The 23,530-nt window shown below is 70.0% G+C and carries 19 protein-coding genes; 5 read left to right on the forward strand and 14 right to left on the reverse strand.

From position 1 onward, the window contains the following. Window positions 1-49: 49 nt before the first annotated feature. Complete coding sequence (gene fabG / locus LZP97_RS19135) at window positions 50-790, reverse strand: 3-oxoacyl-ACP reductase FabG (protein WP_010594110.1); 741 nt, start codon at window positions 788-790, stop codon at window positions 50-52. A 206-nt stretch (window positions 791-996) separates the two neighbouring features. Here fabG and LZP97_RS19140 point away from each other — a divergent pair, with 206 nt between their 5' ends. After that, window positions 997-2,181, forward strand: coding sequence for an acyl-CoA dehydrogenase family protein (locus LZP97_RS19140; RefSeq protein ID WP_059174555.1), 1,185 nt, complete (start codon window positions 997-999; stop codon window positions 2,179-2,181). A 119-nt stretch (window positions 2,182-2,300) separates the two neighbouring features. Here LZP97_RS19140 and LZP97_RS19145 read toward each other — a convergent pair whose 3' ends face one another. The 4 genes from LZP97_RS19145 to LZP97_RS19160 all read right to left on the reverse strand — a co-directional run bounded on the left by LZP97_RS19145 (window position 2,301) and on the right by LZP97_RS19160 (window position 7,367). Then, window positions 2,301-3,974 (reverse strand): class I adenylate-forming enzyme family protein, encoded by a 1,674-nt coding sequence (locus LZP97_RS19145; protein ID WP_010594112.1) that lies wholly within the window; start codon window positions 3,972-3,974, stop codon window positions 2,301-2,303. Between the two features lie 10 nt (window positions 3,975-3,984). Continuing rightward, window positions 3,985-4,749, reverse strand: coding sequence for an SDR family NAD(P)-dependent oxidoreductase (locus LZP97_RS19150; protein ID WP_017680119.1), 765 nt, complete (start codon window positions 4,747-4,749; stop codon window positions 3,985-3,987). A gap of 29 nt (window positions 4,750-4,778) precedes the next feature. Next, on the reverse strand, window positions 4,779-5,909 hold the full coding sequence (locus LZP97_RS19155) for a thiolase family protein (protein ID WP_040269944.1): 1,131 nt from the start codon (window positions 5,907-5,909) through the stop codon (window positions 4,779-4,781). A gap of 123 nt (window positions 5,910-6,032) precedes the next feature. Further along, window positions 6,033-7,367 (reverse strand): MFS transporter, encoded by a 1,335-nt coding sequence (locus LZP97_RS19160; RefSeq protein WP_026137614.1) that lies wholly within the window; start codon window positions 7,365-7,367, stop codon window positions 6,033-6,035. A 313-nt stretch (window positions 7,368-7,680) separates the two neighbouring features. On the opposite strand from LZP97_RS19160, the gene LZP97_RS19165 reads away from it, so the two are divergent. From LZP97_RS19165 to LZP97_RS19175, 3 genes are all read left to right on the forward strand, one after another. Continuing rightward, the gene (locus LZP97_RS19165) at window positions 7,681-8,949 is read left to right on the forward strand and encodes a CoA transferase (protein WP_234574880.1); all 1,269 of its coding nucleotides are present in this window, start codon (window positions 7,681-7,683) and stop codon (window positions 8,947-8,949) included. Continuing rightward, window positions 8,946-10,139 carry an acyl-CoA dehydrogenase family protein gene (locus LZP97_RS19170; RefSeq protein ID WP_010594117.1) on the forward strand — a complete coding sequence of 398 codons (1,194 nt, stop codon included), beginning with the start codon at window positions 8,946-8,948 and terminating at the stop codon, window positions 10,137-10,139. Before LZP97_RS19165 ends, LZP97_RS19170 begins: the two co-directional genes overlap by 4 nt. A 118-nt stretch (window positions 10,140-10,257) precedes the next feature. Beyond that, on the forward strand, window positions 10,258-11,415 hold the full coding sequence (locus LZP97_RS19175) for an acyl-CoA dehydrogenase family protein (RefSeq protein ID WP_048771354.1): 1,158 nt from the start codon (window positions 10,258-10,260) through the stop codon (window positions 11,413-11,415). 98 nt (window positions 11,416-11,513) lie between these two features. Here LZP97_RS19175 and LZP97_RS19180 read toward each other — a convergent pair whose 3' ends face one another. The 8 genes from LZP97_RS19180 to LZP97_RS19215 all read right to left on the reverse strand — a co-directional run bounded on the left by LZP97_RS19180 (window position 11,514) and on the right by LZP97_RS19215 (window position 21,313). Continuing rightward, window positions 11,514-12,344 (reverse strand): sugar phosphate isomerase/epimerase family protein, encoded by an 831-nt coding sequence (locus LZP97_RS19180; protein WP_010594119.1) that lies wholly within the window; start codon window positions 12,342-12,344, stop codon window positions 11,514-11,516. Further along, window positions 12,341-14,071: an FAD-dependent oxidoreductase gene (locus LZP97_RS19185; RefSeq protein WP_017680123.1), complete on the reverse strand. Its 1,731-nt coding sequence runs from the start codon at window positions 14,069-14,071 to the stop codon at window positions 12,341-12,343. Before LZP97_RS19185 ends, LZP97_RS19180 begins: the two co-directional genes overlap by 4 nt. After that, window positions 14,068-15,162 carry a Gfo/Idh/MocA family protein gene (locus LZP97_RS19190; RefSeq protein WP_010594121.1) on the reverse strand — a complete coding sequence of 365 codons (1,095 nt, stop codon included), beginning with the start codon at window positions 15,160-15,162 and terminating at the stop codon, window positions 14,068-14,070. Before LZP97_RS19190 ends, LZP97_RS19185 begins: the two co-directional genes overlap by 4 nt. Beyond that, window positions 15,162-15,998 (reverse strand): aldo/keto reductase, encoded by an 837-nt coding sequence (locus LZP97_RS19195; protein WP_010594122.1) that lies wholly within the window; start codon window positions 15,996-15,998, stop codon window positions 15,162-15,164. The genes LZP97_RS19190 and LZP97_RS19195 overlap by 1 nt, the downstream gene beginning before the upstream one ends. Next, entirely contained in the window at window positions 15,995-17,947 is a 1,953-nt protein-coding gene (locus LZP97_RS19200; RefSeq protein WP_017680124.1) for an oxidoreductase, read from the reverse strand. Before LZP97_RS19200 ends, LZP97_RS19195 begins: the two co-directional genes overlap by 4 nt. Further along, window positions 17,944-18,843, reverse strand: a complete 900-nt coding sequence (locus LZP97_RS19205) for a shikimate dehydrogenase (protein WP_017680125.1) — start codon at window positions 18,841-18,843, stop codon at window positions 17,944-17,946. The genes LZP97_RS19200 and LZP97_RS19205 overlap by 4 nt, the downstream gene beginning before the upstream one ends. A 66-nt stretch (window positions 18,844-18,909) precedes the next feature. Further along, window positions 18,910-20,274, reverse strand: coding sequence for an MFS transporter (locus LZP97_RS19210; RefSeq protein WP_040269953.1), 1,365 nt, complete (start codon window positions 20,272-20,274; stop codon window positions 18,910-18,912). Between the two features lie 145 nt (window positions 20,275-20,419). Beyond that, entirely contained in the window at window positions 20,420-21,313 is an 894-nt protein-coding gene (locus LZP97_RS19215; RefSeq protein WP_017680127.1) for a LysR family transcriptional regulator, read from the reverse strand. 132 nt (window positions 21,314-21,445) lie between these two features. Between LZP97_RS19215 and LZP97_RS19220 the strand changes: the two genes are divergently transcribed. Further along, window positions 21,446-22,138, forward strand: coding sequence for an SDR family NAD(P)-dependent oxidoreductase (locus tag LZP97_RS19220; RefSeq protein ID WP_017680128.1), 693 nt, complete (start codon window positions 21,446-21,448; stop codon window positions 22,136-22,138). 120 nt (window positions 22,139-22,258) lie between these two features. On the opposite strand, the gene LZP97_RS19225 is transcribed toward LZP97_RS19220, so the two are convergent. Beyond that, the gene (locus LZP97_RS19225; RefSeq protein ID WP_017680129.1) at window positions 22,259-23,443 is read right to left on the reverse strand and encodes a 4-hydroxybenzoate 3-monooxygenase; all 1,185 of its coding nucleotides are present in this window, start codon (window positions 23,441-23,443) and stop codon (window positions 22,259-22,261) included. Window positions 23,444-23,530 lie beyond the last annotated feature (87 nt).

Genomic DNA, 23,530 nt, shown 5'->3' on the forward strand with positions numbered 1-23,530 from the left:
GACCTTCGGGAGAGGAGAGGGATAGTGAAAGAGACGGTGAGACAGGGACTCACATGAAGCGGCCGCCGGTGACCTCGAGCACCGTGCCGGTCATGTAGGAGGACATGTCGGAGGCGAGGAACAGGGCCACGGACGCGATCTCGGACACCTCGCCCGGGCGGCCCATGGGAATCTCGCTCATCTTCTGATCCCACGCCTTCTGCGGCATGGCCTCGGTCATCGCGGAACGGATCAGGCCCGGCTGGATCGCGTTGACGCGAACGCCGTGGTGCGCCATCTCCTTCGCGGCGGCCTTGGTCAGGCCGACGATACCTGCCTTCGCCGCCGAGTAGTTGGTCTGACCGACCATCCCGACCTTGCCGGAGAGCGACGAGATGTTGACGATGGCGCCGCGCTTGGCGTCGCGCATGATCGCCGACGCCTTGCGGGTGCCGTGCCAGGTGCCCTTGAGGTGCACGGCGATCACCAGGTCGAAGTCCTCCTCGGTCATGGTGCGCATCGTCGCGTCGCGGGTGATGCCGGCATTGTTGACGACGACGTCGAGCGAGCCGAATCCGTCGACGGCCTCCGCGAGGAGCGTGTCCCACTCGTCCGCGTTCACGACGTCGCACCGCACCGCGCGGGCCACGTCGCGGCCGCCGAGCTTCTCGGCGGCGGCCGTGGCGGCGTCGAGGTCGAGGTCGCCGAGGACCACCCGGGCGCCGGCGTCGACGAACTCCTGTGCGATTGCGAAACCGATGCCCTGAGCGCCTCCGGTGACGACGGCGGTTCGGTTCTCCAGCAGTGACATGAGGTTCCTTTCGCACGAGCCTGCCCGGTCCGGGGACGGCGGGAAGACACCGATGAATCGAGGACGCGGGCGACGCCCGTCGGCTGATGCTCCGAATATACCGAGAGGACCGGTGATTCGACCCCGCCCGATTCATCGACAGTGCCTATGTGGTGATGGGGCGATTCGTATTGGACACCCGAGGTCCCGGAACCGATGGTGGTGTCATGACAACCTCGACTGCGATGCCGGCCACTGAGGTGGACGACGACGACTTCCAGGAAATCCTCGCCCAGACCCGCGCATTCGTGCGTGGCGTGGTCGTGCCGCGCGAACAGGAGATCGCCGACACGAACGCGATCCCCGACGACATCCGCGCCGCGGCCAAGGAGATGGGTCTGTTCGGGTACGCCATCCCGCAGCAGTGGGGCGGGCTCGGATTGAACCTGATGCAGGACGCCGAGCTGGCGATGGAACTGGGCTACACCACCCTGTCGCTGCGGTCGATGTTCGGCACCAACAACGGCATCGCCGGCCAGGTCCTCGTCGGGTTCGGCACCGACGAGCAGAAGACGCGGTGGCTCGAGAAGATCGCCTCCGGCGAGGTCGTCGCGTCGTTCGCCCTCACCGAGCCCGGGGCCGGCTCGAACCCGGCCGGGCTGCGCACCAAGGCCGTGCGCGACGGCGACGACTGGGTGCTCACCGGTGAGAAGCGGTTCATCACCAACGCCCCGATCGCGGACCTGTTCGTCGTGTTCGCCCGCACCCGCCCCGCCGACGCGAACGGCACCGGCATCGCGGTGTTCCTGGTCCCGGCCGACACCGCGGGTGTGACGGTGGGCAGCAAGGACGCGAAGATGGGCCAGGAGGGGGCGTGGACCGCGGACGTGCACTTCGACCAGGTGCGGGTGCCGGCGGCGGCGCTGGTCGGCGGCAGCGAGGACGTCGGCTACAAGGCCGCGATGACGTCGCTGGCCCGGGGGCGGGTGCACATCGCGGCGCTGTCGGTGGGGCAGGCGCAGCGCGCGCTGGACGAGTCGGTGGCGTACGCGGCGACCGCCACGCAGGGCGGCACCGCGATCGGCAGCTTCCAGCTGGTGCAGGCGATGCTCGCCGATCAGCAGACCGGGGTGATGGCCGGGCGGGCGCTGGTGCGCGACGCGGCGCGGGCGTGGGTGGCAGGCACCGACCGGCGGATCGCGCCGTCGGCGGCGAAGCTGTTCTGCACGGAGATGGTCGGCAAGGTCGCCGATCTGGCGGTGCAGGTCCACGGTGGCACCGGCTACATGCGGGAGGTGCCGGTCGAGCGGATCTACCGGGACGTGCGGCTGCTGCGCCTGTACGAGGGCACCAGCGAGATCCAGCGTCTGATCATCGGCGGCGGACTCGTCAAGCAGGCCCAGCGCGGCTGACCCGCACCCGTGCGTGGTTCTGGCAGCAAGGGCTACCAGAACCACGCACGGGCAGAACGGCCTCGCCGTGCGTGTTTCCGGTAGTCGGTACTACCGAAAACACGCACGGCGAGGATGGTTCAGCGCGTGGCTGCGGACTGCTCGAGCCGCGTCCGCAGGTCCGTCTTGAGCACCTTGCCCGCCGCGGAGGTGGGCAGTGCGTCCACGAGGACGATCTCGCGAATCTTCTTGTAGGGCAAGACCTGCTCGGCGACGAACGCCATCAGCTCGGCCGGGTCGGGTTGCGTGCCCGGCACCGGCACCACGAAGGCGACCGGTTCCTGGCCGACGCTGCCGGCCTCCCGGCCGACCACCGCGGCCGTCGACACCGCCGGATGGGACACCAGGATCTCCTCGAGCTCACGCGGATACACGTTGTAGCCCTTGTAGATCAGCATGTCCTTGGCGCGATCGCAGATGTAGACGTAGCCGTCGGCGTCGCGGTAGGCGATGTCGCCGGTGTCGAGCCAGCCGTCCACGTACTGCTGCGCCGTGATCTCGGGATGGCCGAGGTAGCCGTCGGTCACCTGCGGGCCCCGGATCCACAGCTCGCCGCGCTCGCCCTCACCGAGGACGACGCTCGGATCGCCCTGTGCCCGGATCTCGAGCTCGGTGTCGAAGAGGGGCAGGCCCACACTGCCGAGACGGTAGGCCGATCCGACGACCAGCGGCATGGCGGTGACCACGCACGTGCCCTCGGTCAGGCCGTAACCCTCGGCCACACGGGCGTTCGGGAACGCCACCCCGAGCGCCTCGAGCGTGACGTGATCGATCGGCGCCGCACCCGACGACACGACCCGCACCGACGTGGTGTCCCGACGCGCGACGTCCGGGTGGGTGGCCAGCGCATGCCACATGGCCGGGCTGCCGGTGATGTAGCTGACGCGGTGCCGCTCGACGAGCTCGAGCATGCGCGCGGGGTCGAAGCGACCCGCGAGCACCTGCGTGAGGCCGCACAGCAGCAGGAACGACGTGTTGATCAGCGCGTGGGCGTGGAACAGCGGGGACACGACGACGGTGGCGCCCTCACCGGGGATCACCCCGTGCACGTCGAGCCCCTCGATCGGGCGCAGGGCGACCAGCCCGTCGCCGGTGGCGACGACCTGGTGGGCGGCCCGCCACCCGCACATCTGGGTCACGTTGGCGACCACGTTGCGGTGCAGCACCCGCACGCCCTTGGAGATGCCGGTGGTGCCGCCCGTGTAGGCCAGGTGCGCGACGTCCGTTCCGGCGACGTGCGCCGGTGTGAATGCGGTGGGCTGCCCGGCGAGGAAGTCGTCGAACCGCACCACAGCTGCGGACGTGGGTGGCGCGGAGACAGGGTCGCCGGATGCCACCACGATCGTCGCGACGGTGGTGCCCGCGGCAGCGCCGAGCAGCACCCCCAACTGCTGCGTCTGGGTCACGGCCGCGACGGCGCCGGTCTCCTCGATCTGCTTGCGCAGGCCGGGTTCCGGTTGCAGCGGATTGACCAGCGTCACGGTCGCCCCGGCCCGGAGCGCGCCGTAGTAGGCGACGAGGAACTCGATGCAGTTGCCCACGTGCATCAGCACCACGTCGCACGGGGCCACACCGGCTCCCTGGAGGGCGGAGGCGAACTGCGCGGAGCGCTCGTCGAGTTCCCGGTATGTGCACATCCGGTCCCCGTCGACGATCGCGGGGCGGTCGCCGTACAGGGCGGCCATGCTCGGCGCCCACACCGCCATCGTCACGTCCGGGTAGGTCAGCGACAGGGCCGGCACGTCGGTGCTCATCGTCGCCACCTCAGCGCGGGGCCATGCGGATGGCGCCGTCGAGCCGGATGGTCTCACCGTTGAGGTAGCCGTTCTCGAGGATCGACGTGGCGAGCTGACCGAACTCGTCGGGGCGGCCCAGGCGCGCCGGGTTCGGCACGGTCTTCTCGAGCGAGGCCCGCACGTCGTCGCGCAGGCGGGCCAGCAGCGGGGTGTCCATGATGCCCGGGGCGATCGTGTTGACGCGGATGTTCTTGCTCGCCAGGTCGCGGGCGGCGACGACGGTCATGCCGACGATGCCGGCCTTGGACGCCGAGTAGTTGATCTGGCCGATCTGACCCTCGAACGCCGCGACGGAGGCGGTCATCACGATGGCACCGCGCTCGCCGTCGACCGGCTCGAGCGCGGCCATGCGCTCGGCGCCGAGGCGCAGCGCGTTGAACGACCCGATGAGGTTGAGGCGGATCACGAACTCGAAGTCCTCGAGCGAACCGGCCTTGCCGTCCTTGTCGAGAACGCGCATCTTGCGGCCGGCGCCGGCGCAGTGCACGAGCCCGCGCAGACCGCCGCGCTCGTGCGCGACGTCCAGGGCGGCGGCGAACTGCTCGGCGTCGGTGACGTCGGCCGCAGCGAACGTGGCGCCGTCACCGAGGGACTTCGCGACGTCGGCGCCCGGTGAGCCGGGCAGGTCGACGAGGGTGACGGTGCCGCCGGCGTCGAGGACGCGGCGGGCGGTGGCCAGGCCGAGACCGGAGGCGCCGCCGGTGATCGCGACGGAAAGACCCTTCAGTTCCATATCTTTCGTTCCTTTGCGTGAAGTGCGTGTCAGAGCAGTTCGAGAATGGTGGCGTTGGCCATGCCGCCGGCCTCGCACATCGACTGCAGACCGTATCGGATTCCGTTGTCGCGCATGTGATGTGCCAGTCGAGTCATGAGGATCGCGCCGGATCCGCCGAGCGGGTGCCCCACGGCTATGGCGCCCCCGACCGGGTTCAGGCGCGCGTCGTCGACGCCGGTCTCGGCCTGCCACGCGAGCGGAACCGGTGCGAACGCCTCGTTGATCTCGAAGGCCCCGATGTCGTCGAGCGACAGGCCCGAGCGGTCGAGGGCCTTCTGGGTGGCGGGGATCGGTCCGGTGAGCATGATGACCGGGTCGTCGGCGGCGACGACGGCGGTGTGGATCCGCGCCATCGGCGTCCACCCCTGGGCGGCCGCGTACTCGCTGGTGGTGACGAGCAGGGCTCCCGCGCCGTCGGAGATCTGCGAGGAGTTGCCGGCGTGGATCACCCCGTCCTCCTTGAAGACCGTCTTCAGCTTGGCGAGCGATTCGACACTGCCGCCGCGGCGGATGCCCTCGTCGGCGGTCAGCCCGGCGATCGGCGCGAGCTGCCCGGTGAAGGCTCCGGCGTCGGTCGCGGCGGCGGAACGCTCGTGCGAACGCAGCGAGAACTCGTCGAGGAGGGTGCGGGACAGGCCCCACTTCTCGGCCATCATCTCCGCGCCGACGCCCTGGCTGAAGCCGTCGACGCCGAACCGGTCGAGCACCTCCGTCGGGAAGTGCTCGCCGTTCTTCGCGGCCGTGCCCATCGGCACCCGGCTCATCACCTCGACGCCGCCGGCGATCACCACGTCGTTCTGGCCGGACAGGACGGTGGCGGCGGCGAACGAGACCGCCTGCTGGCTCGAACCGCAGGCCCGGGTCAGCGTGGTGGCCGGAACCGTCACGGGCCAGCCGGCGGCGAGCACCGCCGAGCGGGAGACGATGCCGGCCTGCTCGCCGACCTGGCTGACGCAACCCCAGATCACGTCGTCGACGGTGCCCGGATCGAGCCCGACCCGTTCGGCCAGCGCCGTCAGCACATGTGCCGACAGGTTGACGGGGTGGATCTCGGACAGGGCGCCGCCCCGGCGTCCGACGGGGGTGCGGACGGCATCGACGATCACGGCATCGCGCATGGGTGGATCCTTTGCAGTAGCGGGAGACGACGACCGGCCGGGTGGTGGCCCTCGATATCGAGTCGATCACGCACCCGGCCGGTGGGGAAAGGACATTCGGTGGATGGCTCCGTTAGGCGGAAGCTATGCCTTCGCGGGGGCCTCCGACCGGATGACGGCGCGGTCGCGTTCCGGGTTCGCGAAGACCAGGACCAGGATCGCGGCGACGATGCCCAGCGCACCGATGACCTGGAACGCGGTCGCGTAGCCCTCGGCCGCGGTGGCGGCGTTGTCGACGAGCACACCGGTGCCGTAGGGGGCGACGAGGCCGCCGACGGCCATGAGCGCGAGGAACACGCCCATCGTGCCGGCGGTCTGCTGCGGCGGGCACAGCTCGGAGATCGCGGCGTTGATGAGGGGGAAGGCGATCGCCCCGAAGCCGTAGCCGATGGACACGGCCGCGACCGCCAGGGCCGGGGTGCCGATGCTGGGCAGGAACACCAGGACGGAACCGCAGATCAGGACACCGGCACCGGGAACGATGATCCGCACGACGCGGGAGCGGTAGCCGCGCTGGGCGAGCCGGTCGGTGACCGAACCGGACGTGACCATCAGGATCAGGCCGACGATCGACGGCAGGGCGAACATCGAGCCGGCCTGCAGGGCGCTGTAGCCGAGACCCACCTCGAAGTAGGAGGGCAGCCAGGTCAGCACGACGGTGGTGAGCGCGTAGACGACCATGATCAGGACGACGCAGCTGAGGAACGTGCGGGTGAGGAAGATCTTCTTCCACGGCACCGACGGCTCGGTGGAGGCGGCGCCGGTCCCCTTCTTCACGGCCGTCGCGGTGAACGGGCCTTCCTTCCAGCCGGTCAGCCACGACGCCATCCACAAGGCACCGAGGATCGACAGCGCGATCAGGGCGGCGCGCCAGCCCCACTGGACGGTGATGTAGGCGAGGATCGGAGCGAGGGCGATCTTCGCGACCGACGCCGAGCCGGCGAGGAACGCGCCGGGCAGGCCGCGCTTGGCCGGGGGATGCCAGGAGTACGCGGCGGTGTGCATGAGCGCGGAGCTGGGGCCCTCGGCCAGGCCGAGCAGCATGCGGGTGACGATCAGCATCATCAGGCTCGCCGAGACGACCAGCGGCAGCATGACCACCGACCAGACGGCGCCCAGCGCCAGCAGCGCCCACCGCAGGGTGAGGTACTTGTTGAGGGGGCCGGCGAGGAAACCGCCGAGCGTGAAGGTCACGAAGAACAAGGATCCGACGAGGCCGATCTGGGAGGAGGACAGTCCCAGCTCGCGAGCCAGCGGCTGCGCGATGATGCCCAGCACAGCCTTGTCGGCATAGTTGACGACGTACAGGAAGATCACGAGGCCGGTCATGCCCCACGCCTGCTTGCCGCTGACGAGTGGGGTAGCCCCCTTCGGCGGGGCGCCGTGCGCTGCGTCGTGCGAGATTTCGCCAGTGGTCACCGGAGTGTCCCCTTAATGGCTCGAAGGGATGTGTCGGTCGGACGGTGCGTCGTCGACCGAGAGATGTGCACCGATCAGGCGCTCGGCATCCATTCAACGTGGTGTAGGTCACTGAAGCAATGTCCGGTCGGTGAATCGACCGATCACCGATACCTATGGACTTCCGGCGGTGCGAACGGGGCCATTGACGGCCGCTAACCGACCTATAGCCGAACGGTGTTGGTCCTACGGTCCGGCGGTGCTGCATATTTGGCCGTACAACTTCGTCGGCGCGTTCCGGGCTCCGACGTCCGGGCGGATGAGGACAGGCGACATGAACCCCACTGCTTCCATCGACGAGCTCCCCTCGTCCACCGCGCCCCTGGCCGGGGTGCGGGTCGTCGAGGTCTCGAGTTTCATCGCGGCTCCCCTGTGCGGCATGACGCTCGCGCAGCTCGGTGCCGAGGTCGTCCGCGTGGACCCGATCGGCGGGGCCGCCGACTACCATCGGTGGCCCGTCACCGACGACGGCGAATCGATCTACTGGGCGGGTCTGAACAAGGGCAAGCGTTCCTTCGCCGCCGACTTCCGGGATCCAGAGGCGCACAGTCTGATCCGTGATCTGATCACCGACGCCGGGGTGCTCGTCACCAACGCGGCCGGGCGGGACTGGCTGGACTACGACAGCCTCGCCGCGATCCGTCCCGACCTGATCCACGTGCAGGTCCTCGGCCGCGCCGACGGCGGCTCCGCCGTCGACTACACCGTCAACGCCGCCGCCGGCTTCCCGCTCGCCACCGGTCCCGTCGGCCACGACGGCCCGGTCAATCACCTGCTGCCGGCGTGGGACCTCGCATGCGGTCTCTACGCCGCGCTGTCGGTGGCGTCCGCGGTGCACCGCCGCGAGGTCACCGGCGCGGGCGCCAAGATCGTGCTGCCGCTCGAGGACGTCGCCCTCGCCACCGCCGGAAACCTCGGCTATCTCGCCGAGGCCCAGCTCGGCGGGCCCGAACGCGACCGCATCGGCAACTCCGTCTACGGCACCTACGGGCGCGACTTCACCACGTCCGACGGCGCCTCCTTCATGGTCGTCGCGCTGACCCCGCGGCACTTCCGGGACCTGACCGACCTGACCGGCACGACGACCGCGGTGGGCGCGCTCGAATCCGCCCTGGGCGCCGACTTCCGCAACGAGGGCGACCGCTACCGGCACCGCGAGGTGCTCGACGCGTTGTTCGCCGTGTGGTTCCGCGAGCACACCGCCGCCGAGGTGGCCACCTCCCTCGCGGGCACCTCGATCCTGCACGAGCGGTATCGCACCTTCGCCGAGATCGCGAAAGACCCTCGCGTGACCGCCAATCCGGTGTTCCAGTACGTCGACCAGCCGCGTGTCGGCGGACACCTGGCCCCCAGCCTGCCGATGTCGTTCGACGGTATCCACCCCACCCCCCGGCCGGCGCCGGCCAACGGCGACGACACCGCCGCCGTCCTCGCCGAGCACCTGGGCCTGACGCCTCAGGAGATCGATCGCCTCGCCACCGACGGGACCATCCGGGTTCCCGCCGGCACCCTCCCCGCCCTCGAGAAGGACCTCGCCGTATGACCCGCCTCGCCCAGACCCTCGGCCTGACCGAGTTCCAGACCGAGATCCTCGCGACCGTCCGGCGGTTCGTCGACCGCGAGATCATCCCGAACGCCCAGGAACTCGAGCATTCGGACACCTACCCGCAGGACATCGTCGATCAGATGCGCGAGATGGGCCTGTTCGGGCTGATGATCCCCGAGGAGTACGGCGGACTCGGCGAGTCGCTGCTGACCTACGCGCTGTGCGTCGAGGAGCTCGCCCGCGGCTGGATGAGCGTGTCCGGTGTGATCAACACCCACTTCATCGTCGCCTACATGCTGCGTCAGCACGGCACCGACGAGCAGAAGAACTACTACCTGCCGAAGATGGCCACCGGCGAGACGCGCGGTGCCTTCTCGATGTCCGAACCGGAACTGGGCTCGGACGTCGCCGCGATCCGCACGAAGGCCAAGCGCGACGCCGACGGCGACTACGTGGTCAACGGCCAGAAGATGTGGCTGACCAACGGCGGCAGCTCCACCCTCGTCGCCGCCCTGGTGCGCACCGAGGAAGGTGCCGCCAAGGCGCACGAGAACCTCACCACGTTCCTCGTCGAGAAGCCCGCCGGCTTCGGCGAGGTCGCCCCGGGCCTGACGATCCCCGGCAAGATCGACAAGATGGGCTACAAGGGGATCGACACCACCGAACTGATCTTCGACAACTACCGCGCCAAGGCCGCCGACGTTCTCGGCGGCACCCCGGGCAAGGGTTTCTACCAGATGATGGACGGGGTCGAGGTCGGCCGCGTCAACGTCTCCGCCCGCGCCTGCGGCGTCGCCGTCCGCGCGTTCGAGCTCGCCGCCCGGTACGCGCAGCAGCGCACCACGTTCGGCAAGCCCATCGCCCAGCACCAGGCGATCTCGTTCTCGCTCGCCGAGATGGCCACCAAGGTCGAGGCCGCCCACCTGATGATGGTCAACGCGGCACGCCTGAAGGACTCCGGCGAACGCAACGACGTCGCTGCCGGCATGGCGAAATACCTCACCAGCGAGTACTGCTCGGAGGTCACCCAGGCCAGCTTCCGCATCCACGGCGGCTACGGCTACTCCAAGGAGTACGAGATCGAGCGGCTCATGCGCGAGGCACCGTTCCTGCTCATCGGCGAGGGCACCAGCGAGATCCAGAAGACGATCATCAGCAAGGGTGTCCTGCGCGAATACGCACTGTAGTCCCGATCCAGCTGTAGTCCCGATTCAGCTGTAGCCCCGATCCAGCTGTAGCCCCGATCCAGCTGCAGTCCCGATTCAGCTGCAGTCCCCATCTACCCGAGACCCGAGGAGACCGACCGTGCAGCGTACGGTGTTCGACGAAGACCACGAAGCGTTCCGCAAGACCGTCCGCGACTTCATCGCGAAGGAAGTCGCACCCGTCCATCACGAGTGGGAAGCCGACGGCCATCCTCCGCGTGACTTCTACCGTCGCCTCGGCGAACTCGGCATCCTCGGTATCCAGGCACCCGAGGAGTACGGCGGCGGTGGCGAGTCGTCGATCAAGTTCAACGCGGTCGTCGCCGAGGAGGTCGCGGCGGCCGGCGCGTCGTTCGGCTCCTACTCCGTGCACACGAATCTGATCCTGCCGTACCTGATGGAGTACGGCACGGACGAGCAGAAGCAGCGCTGGCTGCCCGGATTCTGTTCCGGCGATCTGATGTTCGCGATCGCCATGACCGAACCCGGCACGGGATCGGACCTCGCGAACATCTCGACGACGGCGAAGCTGTCCGAGGACGGCAGCCACTACATCGTCAACGGCGCGAAGACGTTCATCACCGGCGGTGTGCTCGCCGACCGCATCCTCACGGTGTGCCGCACGGCCCCGTTCGACCCGGAGAATCGGCGGGCCGGGCTGTCGATCCTCGTCGTCGACACCACCACCGAGGGGTTCGCCGTCGGCCGCAAGATCGAGAAGATCGGCCTCAAGACCTCCGACACCGCGGAACTGTCGTTCACCGACGTCCGGGTGCCGGTGCAGGATCTGCTCGGTGAGGAGGGCAAGGGCTTTTCCTACCTGACGCACAACCTCGCGCAGGAACGTCTGACGATCGCATTCGGCGCATCCGCCACCGCGGCCGCCGCCCTGCAGCACGCACTCGCATACACCAAGGACCGCAAGGTGTTCGGCAAGCCAGTCGCCGCGTTCCAGAACACCAAGTTCGTGCTCGCCGAATGCTCCACCGAGTTGCAGGCCGTGCAGTTGATGGTCGACAACGCCCTCGAGCTGCACGACCGCGGAGAGCTCACCGTGCCGGATGCGGCACGTGCCAAACTGTTCAGCACCGAAGCCGCGGGCCGCATCATCGACAAGTGCCTGCAGCTGCACGGCGGATACGGCTACGTCCTCGAATACCCGATCGCGCGGCTCTACGCGGACACCCGCGTCAGCCGCATCTACGGCGGCACCAGCGAGGTCATGAAGACGATCATCGCCAAGGACCTCGGTCTCTGACCCCACGCACACAGGATCCGTGCGGTGAACCGGAATCCGCCCACGTCACGGCGTGGGCGGATTTCGATGTTCCGAGCGAATTCAACTGTGCGGCGCAGCTACTCGATGGTCGCGGCGGCCGGGACCCGACCCAGTACGGCCCTGGCCGCCGTGATCAGTTGCTCGAGCCAGACGTCCGTGCCGACCGCTCGGCGCAACGGCTCGTTCGGCAACTCGATGCTCACCGGCAGCCCCGCCGGGAGGGCGGACCAGATCGCCGGCAGGTCGATGCCCCCCGACCCCGGCACCAGGCGTTCCTCGCGGGCGTGCCGGATCAGCTCCGCGTGGTCACGCGGGGCGGGAACCGAGCCGTCGCACATCTGGGCATAGTGCAGCCACTCGCGCGGAATCGCGGCCAGGTCCTCGGGCGACGTGGCCGAACGCGCGACGTGCAGCGCGTCGACGAGGACGCTGCGGGCCGGGCCGTCGGCCTGCCCGACGATCTCCACCGCGGTCTTCGCGTCGGGAACCGCGGTCCACGGCATGAATTCGAGGCTCGCGACGATGCCGTAGGAGGCGCACAGTTCCGCCAGCCGCGCGTACGAGTCGGTGAGACGGCTACGGTCGCGGTCGTCGCCGCCGACGAGCACCGCCTTCGCCCCGAGCCGGGCCCCGGCCTCGAGCAGCGGCACGTACGCCGTCGCGTCGAAATCCGGTCCGATTCGGATGATCTCGAGATCGAACACCTCGACCGGAGAATCGTTCAGCCGCCGGACGAGTGCGGAGAGCGCGGCGTCGTCCTCGTGCAGTGGATAGGCGGTGGTGCCGGGCGCTGCGGGCAGCAGACGCAGTCCGATCGTGTCGAAGCCGTGCCGCTCGGCGAGGTCGACGTGCTGCAGCGGCGGTGTGTCGAGGACGGTGAGGGCGGCGAGGCCGAGTGGGGTGCTCATCGGGTGGCTCCTGTGGTCGAGGCGAGTCGGCGTCCGGTCAGGTACCCGAAGGTCATTGCCGGGCCCAGGTTGATTCCGCCGGAGGGATAGTGGCCGCCCATCACGCTGGACTGGTCGACACCGACCGCGAACAGCCCGTCGATCGGCCGGTCGTCGCCGTTCAGCACCCGCGACGACGAGTCGGTGACCAGGCCGGCGAACGTGCCGAAACTGCCCGGGACGACCTTGACGGCGTAGAAGGGACCGCGTTCGAGCGGGGCGAGGGACGGGTTCGGCCAGGGGTTGTCCGCGTCGCCGGACTTGACGTTGAACGGTGTGGTGCCACGGCCGAATTCGGGATCCTCCCCGACTCGGGCGCTCTCGTTGAACGCGGTGACGGTCTTCTCGAGCCCGTCCGGGTCGACGCCGATCTTCTCCGCGAGGTCGCGGATCGTGCGCCCCTTCGAGAGGTATCCGGATCGCAGGTAGGGCCAGGTGGGGATCGGGAAGGGCTTGGCCATGCCGAGCGGGAAGTACCGCAGGTACTGCTGGTCGGCGATCAGCCAGGAGCACACCTCCTCGCCGTCCGGCACCTGTTCGATCATGGCCAGGGTGTAGTCGTGGTAGCCGAGCGCCTCGTTGACGAAGCGGCGCCCGTCGGCGAGCACCCCGATGACGCCGGGCTTTCCGCGGTCCAGGATGTGCGGGAACACCCCCTGCCTGCCGTTGCGGTAGCGGACCAGGGAGACGGGACAGTACGCCACCGGTGACGCGAGGGAGCGGTCGAGGCGGCCGCCGACGGATTCGCCCAGTGAGATGCCGTCGCCGGTCGTCGTCGGCGGGGTGAGCGTCCAGTGTTCGCGTCCGCTCGGAGTCCGCGGGAACAGCTCTCGTCGCCGGTCGATGTCGTGGGTGAACCCGCCGGTGGCGAGGACGACACCGCGGCGGGCGGACACGGTACGCGCACCGCCGGGACCGTCGATCCGGACTCCGGTGACGCGCCCGGACGGGTCGGTGACGAGTGCGGTGGCGGCGGTGGCGACCCGGATGTCGACGCCGGCGTCGAGGGCGGAGCGCAGCAGCCGGCCCACGAGTGCGGTGCCGTTGACCAGTTGCTGGCCGCGGCGCTCGGTGGCGAGGTCGAGCATGTGGGTCGAGACCCGTCGTGCACAGTGCACGAACGCGCGGCCGGAGCGCGTCGAGTGCAGGAAGGCCTGCAGGTCCGGGCCGGCCATGATGCCCATGCCGAGGAACGAGGTCTCGTACAGCTGCCGTCGCAGCAGCGCAGCGACGTCGGATCCGAGGCGGCGCAGGCTCACCGGCTTCGGCGCGACGGATCGGTGTCCCGTGCCCGCGCCGGGCGTGTCACCGTGGATGTCGGCGATGGCGGCACCGGGGACGAACTGCAGCGCCGTGTGACGTTCGAAGAATTCGACCATCTCGGGGGCGCCGTCGAGGAAGGCATCCACCTTGGCGGCATCGAACTCGTCCCCGAGCCGGTGTTCGAGGTAGCGGCGCGGCTGCGCGCGGTCCTCGTGCACACCGTCGGCGTGGGCGAACAGGTTCCGCGGTGTCCACATCCATCCACCCGACCAGGCGGTGGCGCCGCCGCACACGTCCGCCTTCTCGACGACGAGCACGGAGGCGCCCCCGTGGGCGGCAGCCACGGCCGCGGACAGCCCGCCGGCACCGGACCCGACGACGACGACGTCGTAGGTGAGGGATTCGGACACTGTGGCGGGGTTCATCGGGGCTCCTTGCCGGACGGGACGGGGGTGGGTGCGGGCGAGAGTTCGACGACTCTGCCGGTGCGGGAGGATTCGTAGATCGCGGCGACGACGGCCAGTGAGGCGCGGGCGTCGCGGCCGGTCACCGCGGGCCGGCGACCGGTCAGCACCGCCTCGGCGAAGTCCTGGACCTGCAGGGTGTGGAAGTCGGTGAGCCCGGCGTTGATGTCGCGGACGTCGAGGTTGGCGTCGACAGCCGGCGAATACGGAGACCGCAGCTCCACCTCGCCCGGCACGGTCCACAGCTCGTTGACGCCCTCCCGTCCCTCGGGGAACTCGAGGACGCTCGCGAGCGCCCCGGTTGCGCCGATCACCGTGACGCGGTTGCCGAGGTTGTGGCCGGCGCCGGTGGTGGCGGTGATCGTCGCGGTGCCGCCGGAGGCGAACGAGACGACGGCCGAGGCCGTGTCCTCGGTTTCGATGTGCTCGCCGTGGAAGCGGGTGCCGACGAACCCGCCGACGCGGACGGGCTCGCCCATGAACCACTGCAGCATGTCGATCTGATGGACGGCCTGCGTCATCAGGACGCCGCCGCCGTCGGTGTCCCACCGCCCGCGCCACGCGTCGGCCGAGTAGTAGCGGGACGGGCGGTGCAGGAGCACCGACACCTCCCCGAGAACGGGCACGCCGAGACGGCCGTCCTCGATCGCCGCCTTGATGCGGCGGGCCGCGGGCCAGAATCGACGCTGGAACAACACCCCGAAGGTGATGCCCGCGCGGTCGGCGGCCGCGATCATCCGGTCGGCCGCGGCCACGTCCACCGCGATCGGCTTCTCGCACAGCACGTGGATCCCGGCCTCGGCCGCGGCGACGACGATCTGTTCGTGCACGGGGTGCGGGGTGCACACGGTGCAGGCGTCGAGGCCGAGCCCGAACAGCTCGTCCACCGATCCGACGGCGTGAGCGATACCGTGCCGGGCGGCGAAGGCGCGGGCGCGCTCCAGGTCGGGATCGCAGCACGCGACGACCTCGACGCCGGGCACCTGCTGCAGCGCGTGCGCGTGGTTGCCCGCGATCTTTCCGCATCCGACGATGCCTGCGCGGAGGGCCATCAGAAGTGCTCCTCTCGTTCGACGTCCCGGGCTGCGGCTTCGCCGCGGTCCAGCCGGTTCAGCGCGGCGACGTCCGCTGCCGTGAGTGCCACGTCGACGGCGGCCAGATTCTCGGCCTGGCGCGCCGGATTCGCCGACCGCGCGACCGGCACGACGCCCTGCGCGAGGTGCCAGGCAAGCACGACCTGCGCACGGGTGCAGCCGATGCGGTCCGCGATCGAGGCGACGGCGGGGGCCGCGAGCACCTCGCCGCGGCCGAGCGGGCTCCACGACTGCGTGAACACGCCGAGTTCGTCGTTCGCGCGGCGGACGGGCAGCCGGGCCAGCGACGGGTCCATCTGGATCTGGTTGACGGCGGGCGCCTCCCCGGTCTCGGCCACCACCCTGCGCAGGTGGTGACCGAGGAAGTTGGACACCCCCACGTAGCGCACGAGCCCGGCGTCGCGGCACTCGAGCATGGCCTCGAACGCCGCGGCATACCGGTCGAACCGCGGCAGCGGCCAGTGGATCAGGAACAGGTCGAGCCGCTCGAGGCCCAGGCGCTCGAGGCTGCGCTCCACGGCGCCGCGGACGTCCCCGGACACATGGTCGCTGCCGCGGAGTTTCGTGGTGACGAACAGGTCCTCGCGGGGCACGCCGCAGGTGGCGAGGGCGGCACCGACGGCGTCCTCGTTCCCGTAGATCGCGGCCGTGTCGATCAGCCGGTAGCCGGCCTCGATGCCGGTGAGCACGGCGCGGGTGGCGTCGGGCCCGACGAGCGGCCAGGTGCCCAGGCCCAGGCGCGGCAGTGCGGTGCGGACGGAATCGGGCGCGGGTGCGGTGGTCTCCGCGCTCATGCGCCGGCTCCCACGCGCGAATCGGCGGCCTCGGTGATCCGGACGGCGACGTCGGCGGCGGTGACGAGCGCGGCCTGGATCGATCCGCCGTCGCCGCTCGCGTCGCCGACGCAGTGCACGCCGAGGCGGGGCTCGAGCCGGCGCAGATCGGCCAGCAGGTCGGTGCGCGGCTCGATGCCGTGCGAGACGAGCAGCTCACCGGGTGCGGCGACGGTGCGTTCGCGCCCGTTCGTCGAGACGACCACGTGCTCGGGTTCGATCCGGGTGACGATCGACGACAGGTGTGTGGTGAGGCGTTCGCTCGCCGCGAGCCGGGGCAACAGGACGATCTTCGCCCGGCGGCCGACGTCGTGCGCGATCGTCTCCTGGGGGCCGATCAGCACGACCGTCGTCCCGCGCCGGAGCAGATCGTCGGCCACGGCCGCGGCCTCCCGGTCGGCACCGAAGATCGTGATCGCCTCGGGCGCAGGGTCTCCGGAGGCGAGAAACTCCCGCACGTCGCGGATCGACCGGGTGTGGGCACCGGGGATGTCGATCGCGGGCCCGCGTCCGCCGGTGGCGAGCACCACCGCGTCGAAGCCGAGCGGCGCCAGGGTCGCGGCGTCGACCCGAGTGCCGGTGTGGCAGGTGACGTCGAGGTCGGCCAGTTCGTCGCGGTACCAGTCGACGATCCGGTGGTACTCCGGGTACTCGTGCAGCCGGGAGGCCAGCGCGAAGTCGCCGCCCAGGGTGTCGCGCTCGTCGTAGAGGTCGACGCTGTGGCCCGCCAGGGCGAGCTCGCGCGCTGCCGCCGTACCGGCCGGGCCGCCGCCCACGACGGCGACCCGCACCGGGGTCCCGGCCGGTTTCGTCGGCTGCTCGAGCTCGCGGCCGACCCAGGGGTTGACCGAACACGGAATCGGCCCTGCGGCAAGGTTGTCGATGCAGAAGTTGCAGGCGATGCAGGGCCGGTAGCGGCCTCCGTCCAGCGCCCGGTTCGGGAAGTCCGGGTCGGCGTGCAGCGTCCGGGCCAGGCTCACGAAATCGGCGCGGCCGGAGGCGATGATGTGTTCCGCCGTCTCGGGAGTGTTGATCCGGCCGGCGACGCCCACCGGGATGGCGAAGTCGCGGGCATACGGTTCGGCGTAGGGGGCGAGCAGACCGCGCTGCCATTCCCCCGGCTGGATGATCCACTGCCCCGACTCGTAGTTGCCCGCCGAGACGTCGAGGAAGTCCAGCCGGTGCGTGTCGACCGCGTCGATACGCTCGCGGGTCGTCTGCGCATCGAGCCCGCCGTCGACCGCCTCGAACGCCGAGAAGCGCAGTCCCAGAGCGATACCCGGTGCCATGGTGCGGACCGCATCGATGACCCGGTTGAGGAACAGTGCCGGGTCGGCCCACTCGTCGTCGCGGTGGTTGTATGCGGGCGAGAGGAATTGGTGGATGAGATAGCCGTGGCCGCCGTGCAGGGAGATCACGTCGACGCCCGCCTCCGCGCAGCGCGCGGCGGCCTCACCGAAACACTCGACGATGTGCTCGATGTCGTCGCCGTCGAGTTGCTCGGGCATCTCGCCGCCGACCACTGCGCACGGAATCGGGGTGGGGGCCACCGGGACGAACCCGCTGACCGCTCCCTGCGCGGTGCGGCCACCGTGGTTGAGTTCGACCCCGAGCAGCGCGCCGTGCGCGTGCACCGCCTCGGCGAGCCGGGCGATGCCGGGGATGCGGTCGTCGACGTCGACCCCCATCTGCCGGATGCGGCCCTTGCCGTCGGCCCGCACATAGCTCGCCTCGGTGAAGACGAGCGCGGCACCGCCGGCGGCACGTCGTTCGAGATAGGCGATGTAGGCGTCGGTCATCGAGCCGTCGGGTTCGCAGTAGTTGCGTTCCATCGGCGCCGACACGAAGCGGTTGCGCAACCGGACGGGACCCATGTCCAGGGGCCGCGCGAACGCGGGGGTGGTGGTCATCGTGCCTCCTGGTGCGTGGCGAGGACCTGGTTCGACAGCAGCTCGTCGAGGTGACGTCGCATGCGGTCCGCGTCGGGGTCGATGCCGGTGAGCAACGCGAACGTGTCGGCGGCCTGGGCGACGAGCATCTGTCCGCCGTCGAGCACGTCACAGCCGAGAACCGCGGCGGCGGAGATCAGTTCGGTTCGGATCGGCCGGTAGACGATGTCCGCGACCCACAGCCGGGGGTGCAGGGCAGCGACGTCGAACGGCGTTCCCGAGTGGCCGACCATGCCGATCGGCGAGGCGTTGACCACCCCGGTGCACGTACGCAGGGCGGCCGGGATCGCCTCCACCGGCAGAGCCGTGGCCCGTGTCGAGGGGAAGACGGCCGACAGTCGTGCGCAGACGTCCGCGGCGCGAACGGTGTCGACGTCGGCGATCCGCAGGTTCGCGACACCCGCGGCGGCGAGCGCGTACGCCACGGCCGAGCCGGCGCCGCCCGCACCGACCAGCACGACCGCATCCAGCGCGGCGGCCGGCAACCCGCGCCGCAACGCCGTGAGGAATCCACTGTGGTCCGTGTTGTGGCCGATCAGGCGCCCGTTCCGGACGACGACGGTGTTGACCGCGCCGAGCAGACGGGCGTTGTCGGACAGATCGTCGAGGACCGGCAGGACGACCTGCTTGCACGGGTGGGTGATGTTCAGCCCGGTGCAGCCGTCGGCGACGGCGGAGCGCACCAGGCCCCCGGTGCGTTCGACGGGTACGTTCTCCGCTTCGAGGTCGAGCAGTTCGTAGCGGTAGTCGGTCAGGCCGAGTGCGGCGGCCTCGCGCGCGTGGAGGGCCGGCGACAGGGACGAGGCGATGCCTGCCCCCACGAGCCGGATGCGGTGGCGGGCGGTGGACGGGGTCACGGTTACTCCTACGGGATGGGACGGGCCGTGGCCCCGGCGCCTCGGGCGCCGGGGCTCGGTGGCCGGTCAGACGTCGCTGCGGACGAGTTCCTGCGCCGGTCGCGCCACTGACGCCGGGCGAGGCTCGCCCAGGTCCTCGGTGCGGGTGCGGTAGGTCTCCGGCCCGGTGAGGGCGGCGATCGACGACAGCACCGCGAAGCCCAGGCACATCCAGGCGACCGGGGTCCAGTTGCTGGTGTCGCCCGCCGAGAGCAGCTGCGCGACGGCGGGGGTGAATCCGGCGACGAGCAGACCCAGCATGAGACTCACGGCCATGCCGGTGTAGCGCACCCGCGCCGGGAACTGCTCCGGGAAGTAGGCCGGGTAGACACCGTTCGGCATGGCGTAGAAGAAACCGATCAGGACGATTCCCGAGGCGAACACCAATGGCGCGCTTCCGGTTCCGATGGCGTGGAAGAAGACGAACACCATCGCGCCGGAGCCGAGGGCACCGAACACGAACACCGGCTTGCGGCCGATCCGGTCGGCGAGCAGCCCGGCGACGGGCTGGCTGAGCACCGCCACGAAGTTGGCGGTGGCGATCGCCCACAGCATCGTGGAGCGCTCGAAGCCTTCGACCTGCACGGCGTAGGCGAGCGCGAAGACGTTGACGATCGTGTTGATCATGGCGAACGTGGCGCTGAGGCTGATCCGCACGACGGTGCGCCAGTGCGACCGGAACATCTCGACGACGGGGAGGGCGGCGGTGTCGCCGTTCTCCTGGAGTTCCTCGAACACCTCGGGTTCGTCGAGCTTGCGGCGCAGCCACACCGCGACCACCGTGACGACGATGCTGAGCCAGAACGGCACTCGCCAGCCCCACGAGTAGAGCGCCTCGTCGGGAAGCGACGCCACCGGGATGAACACGAGGCTCGAGATGACGATGCCGAACATGATGCCGCTCATGGTGAACGACGTGAAGAACGAGCGCCGGTTCGCCGGGGCGTGCTCGAGTGTCAGGGACGACGAGCCCGGGGATTCACCGCCGGCCGACAGGCCCTGCAGCAGGCGCAGCAGCACCAGGATCACCGGTGCGGCGATGCCGATCTGTTCGTAGGTGGGCAGGCAGCCGATCACGAACGTGGCGATGCCCATCAGCAGCAGGCAGGCCAGCAGGGCGTTGCGCCGGCCGAACTTGTCGCCCCAGTGCCCCCACAGCACCGCGCCGAGCGGGCGGGCGATGTAGGCGACGCCGAGGGTGCCGATCGACAGCAGCGTCGACGTCGCTCCGTCGCCGGGGAAGAAGATCTTCCCGAAGACGAGCGCTGCGGCGGAGCCGTAGATGAAGAAGTCGTAGTACTCCAGGGTGCTGCCCAGGAAACCGGAGATGGCCGCCCGGCGGGCGTTCTCGTTCGGTCGTCCGTCGGGGCCGGCAGCGTGTGTGTTCGCCATGGCGTTCCTTTCGTCCCAGGATCCGACGGACGCCGAGTCGGCCTTCGGTGATGGCCCTCACAGTCGCCGGAACGGAACGAGCCTGACACGCCGCACTATGCAGCGTCCAACACTGAAAAAGTCTCAGATAAAGACGATTGTCGTCTCAATCCGGAGTGGGAAGGATCTCCTCGGCGACCCGCAAGGCGACTTCGAGCGCCGGGGACACGCGGCGCGGTGACCAGCCGATCCCGTGGTGCATGTAGACGGATTCATCGGCGAGAGGGACGAAGACCGTGCCCGGCGGCGTGATCGTCGCGATACTCGACGTCATCAGCGCCACTCCCACACCGGCCGAGACGAGCACCAGGATCATGTACGGGTCGGTGATCTCCTGGACCACGCGCGGGCGGAATCCGGCGTCGAGGCAGGCCCGCATGGCGCTCTCCTGCAGGGCCGACCCCGCCGACAGCGGCGTGGTGATGAAGCCGTCGTCCGCGAGGTCGTGCAGGTCGATCTCCGCCTCCCCGGCGAGCGGGTGGTCGGAGGGCAGCACGGCGCCGAACGACTCGCGGCGGATCAGCCGGGTGGCCACCGCCGTGGACTGGACCGGCAGCCCGACGAACGCGAGATCCAATGCGCCGCTTTCCAGTTGGGTGACGGCCTCCCGGGTCATGATGCGGCCGACGAGATCGAGTTCGATGTCCGGGTACCGCTGCCGCAGCGCCCGCGTCAGCGGGGGGAGCGAAATATGGTTCAGCACACCGGTGAACCCGATCTTGATGCGGCCGTACACTCCGCCGGCGGACGCGCGCGTGGCCTGTCGTGCCGTCTCGACGCTTTCGAGAATGTGGTAGGCGTGGGGCAGGAAGGCATGCCCCCCGGCCGCGAGAGCGACGCTGCGCGTATTGCGTTCGAACAACGGCACACCGAGGTCCTTCTCGAGCTTGCGCACCGTCTGGCTCAGCGGCGACTGCGCCATCTGCAAGCGGGCGGCCGCCCGCCCGAAGTGCAGTTCCTCAGCGACGGCGACGAAGGCCTGAAGCCAGCGGATCTCCATCTCGATCCCTCCGGGGACTTGACGGCTGCGCCTACAGCCGTATATCCAGATCCGTACATGGTGCGTCGTCGATTGTTTCGATTTCGCACATGGATTCAGACTACTACCGGCACACCCGCGAGGAGCGAGCGCATGGTGACCTATCCCTCGGGCGCGACCGCGCTCGTCACCGGCGGGGCGAGCGGAATCGGTGCGGCCTGCGCGAGGCGGCTGTCCGCCGAAGGCATCCGGGTCGTCACCGCCGACGTCGCGGACGGTGCCGACGAGCACGTCGACGTCACCGATCCCCAGGCCGTCGACCGGCTGCGCGCACGCCTGGGGCGGGTCGACATCCTCGTCAACAGCGCCGGGGTGGTGGGTCCGTCGGCCCCGCTCGTCGACACCGCCCTGACGGACTGGCAGCGGACGTTCCGCATCAACGTCGACGGCACGTTCCTCATGTGCCGCGCCTTCGTGCCCGCCATGATCGACGCCGGCTGGGGCCGGGTGGTGAACCTGGCGAGCATCGCCGCCAAGGACGGCAACCCGAACCAGAGCGCCTACTCCGCGTCCAAGGCCGCGGTGATCGCGCTGACGAAGTCGCTCGGCAAGGAGATCGCGACCACCGGGGTGCTCGCCAACGTGGTTGCGCCCGCGGCGGTGGAGAGCCCGATGAACGCCGGAACGGATCCGGCGATCCTGGCCCGGTCGCAGAGCCTGACGCCGATGGCCCGGATGGGCCGGCCCGACGAGATCGCCGAACTCGTCGCCTGGCTGTCCTCGGACGCGCTGAGCTTTTCGACCGGCGCCGTGTACGACGCGAGTGGCGGCCGCGCGTCGTACTGACGGATGCCGCGTCCAGTGGGAGCTTGTCGTCGGGGCTACTCGGCCGATGCCGCGGTCACGGCCCGCTCGGCGCGACCGGTCGGCCGACGCCGAGCGGACCGCGCAGCGAACTCCCGCGTCTCAGACCAGCGGCCAGCCGGTGTACTGCTCGGCGATCAGGGTGCGTCCCGCGACGGAGCGGGTGACCGCGTCGAGCTCGGCGTCCTGCCGCTTGTTGTCGAACGGGCTGTTGCCCGGGTGGGTGTGCAGCATCGACGACATCCACCACGAGAAGTGCTGGGCCCGCCACACGCGCGGCAGGACCTCTTCGGTGTAGCCGTCGAGCCGGGCGCGGTCGCCGCGGGCGAGGTACTCGTCCATCGACCGGGCGAGCACGAAGACGTCGGCGACTGCGAGGTTGAGGCCCTTGGCGCCGGTGGGCGGGACTGTGTGCGCGGCGTCGCCGGCGAGGAACAGGTTGCCGTGCTGCATGGGTTCGCACACGAAGCTGCGGAACTGCAGGATCGACTTCTCGAAGATCCGGCCGTCCTTGATCTCGGCACCCTCCCCGTCGACCCGGGCGTGCAGTTCGCTCCAGATGCGGTCGTCGGACCAGTTCGCGATGTCGTCGTCCGGATCGACCTGCAGGTAGTGCCGCTGCACGTCGGCGGTCCGGGTCGAGACGAGCGCGAAGCCACGCTCGTGCCGCGCGTAGATCAGCTCCTCGGACGAGCGCGGCGCCTCGGCGAGGATGCCGAGCCACGCGAACGGGTACTGACGGAAGTGGTCGGTGCGGATCTGCGGCTCGGGGATGAGACCGCGGGTGCTGGTGCGCGAGCCGTCGCACCCGGCGACGAGCAGGGCCTCGAGACGCTGCGGGTCGCCCTGCGGATCGGTGTAGGTGAGGTAGGGCCGATCGGTGAGGTGATCGTGGACCTGCACGTCGGAGACACCGAAGCGGATGTCGCCACCGTCGGCGAGGCGGCGCGCGATGAGGTCCTTGTTGACCTCGTGCTGCGGGTAGACGGTCACCGCACGGCCGACGAGTTCGTCGAACGCGATGCGGTGTCCTCGGCCCCCGAAACGGAACTCCACGCCGTGGTGCTCGTACCCCTCGGCCTTCAGCCGGTCGCCGACCCCGGTTTCGACCATCAGGTCGACGGTGTTCTGCTCGAGCACGCCCGCACGGATGGTGGCCTCGATGTCCTCCCGGGAGCGCGCCTCGAGCACGACGGACTCGATTCCGCGCAGATGCAGCAGGTGCGACAGCATCAGGCCGGCAGGGCCGGCGCCGACAATCGCGACCTGGGTGCGGGACTCGCTCATGGGAAGACTCCTCGGAAACGGGGACGATCGGTGATGCCCCTCACTGTCCGGGAGGAAGGACCACGTCGTCACCCCCCGCTTTCACTC

This window comes from Rhodococcus sp. DMF-1, assembly GCF_021441945.1.
GTDB lineage: Bacteria > Actinomycetota > Actinomycetes > Mycobacteriales > Mycobacteriaceae > Rhodococcus > Rhodococcus ruber.